Below are 1,449 nucleotides of genomic sequence, written 5' to 3'. Positions count from 1 at the left end.
GCCTGTTGGCGCTGGTGCAGCTGACGAAGCTCCAGTAAGTGTTCCCTGAGGCGCTGTTCGGTGAAGCGAAAAGCCCATTCCAGACGGTACAGTTCGTCGCCCGACTGGGGAGGGCGAACCAGGGTGAACTTTTTGTCGAGGCCAAGACGGTCTTCCATGCTTTCAATTTCATCCAGTAGTCTTAATACTGGGCGCGTCATCGCCAGACTGACCAGATAGGCCCCCAACAGACCCAGTAATGTGGTAATCAAGCCAAGTACAATCAACCGACTGGTGGTTCTATCCAGGCGCCGGTTCACCAGTCTGTTAATATGTTTCTGATTGCCCTGGAGATATACAGAGCCCAGCTGATTACCTCCGGCCAGAATGGGCGCAGCGAAGTGATCGGCCTGATGGGCGTTGGCTCTGGACAAATATGAAGGGAGGGTTTGTCCCAACTGGCGGATATCGGGGCTGGCTACCACGACATTTCGGCTATTGGTGATGACTACTGTTTGCACCAAAGGATTGTGCAGTTCTGCCAGCTTGCCCAGTTTTCCACCATCTTTCAGCAGGAGAGGATCCGCTGCCGAGCTGGCCAGTGTTTCTGTCAGCCGCAGCAGTTCGGTCTGTACCTGATTGGTGAGATCGTTGCGTACGGAGGTGTATAAAAATATGGAGATTGATAAATAAATCAGAGCCACCAGAAGCAGCACAAAAGTCATGCTTTTGGCTCGCCAGGACATATTTTGCCAAAAGTGCATCACTGGCTGGAAAATATGTACAACGGCTGCCCGAGTTTTCCAAACCTCCTGGTTTTTTGAGGAAGCGGGAATGTCTGGTCCTGAAGCCTTGCTCGAACTAGGCATAAGGCAGAATGCTGAAACGCATGAAACCGGCCGTGTCCAGCACGTTGAGGGGCATTTTGGCAACCTGTTGTTTGACCGCGCTGTGTATTCTGAGCGGTAGCTGGCGTTTGCCGACCAGGGTCCATACTGGTGCCCGGCCAGCGCTTTGGACAGTCGACCAGATACCGGGTAATTCTTTTTCCAGGGCCATGACCGTAGCTGTACGGACTATGCCGAGTGTTGCACGGTGTTCTGCCAGTGCTGTAAAAACAGCGTGCTCTGAACCTTCTGGTACCCATATCACCGGTCTGTTACCGGCCAGGCGGAGCAGTTTGGCTTTAGCCAGTGAGCGGGCACTGCAGTAAGGGCTGGCAAAAGCAATGCGCAGGGGACCCGTGGATGGCGCAGCGCCGGATGACGGCATATCCCTACGAATAACCGCCAGGCCATGCATGTCACTGCGTGGAACTGACCGGGCAATAGGCAGCATCTGCGTTTTTTCCATGGCGACCATTCTGGGGGTTAGCAGGGCGAAGTCAAATTTGCCAGCGCGCCCATCGGCGACAAAACTCTGTTCGTTATGGGGAATGACCAGCTGCACAGGAAGTCCCGTGGCTTCATT

Annotated in this window: 1 protein-coding gene and 1 pseudogene; both read right to left on the bottom strand. The window is 54.1% G+C overall.

The features are described from left to right. A pseudogene (locus AC2VLY_RS10270) lies at positions 1-704 on the bottom strand (two-component sensor histidine kinase); the annotation flags it as partial. A 136-nt stretch (positions 705-840) separates the two neighbouring features. Then, positions 841-1,449: PhnD/SsuA/transferrin family substrate-binding protein (locus AC2VLY_RS10265; protein WP_486922218.1), on the bottom strand; the 609-nt coding region annotated here is incomplete at its 5' end.

The sequence above is a fragment of the Acidithiobacillus sp. TH-A36 genome, assembly GCF_057473445.1.
Note: the sequence above shows the minus strand (reverse complement) of the source record. Positions and strands in the feature narration are given on the sequence as shown.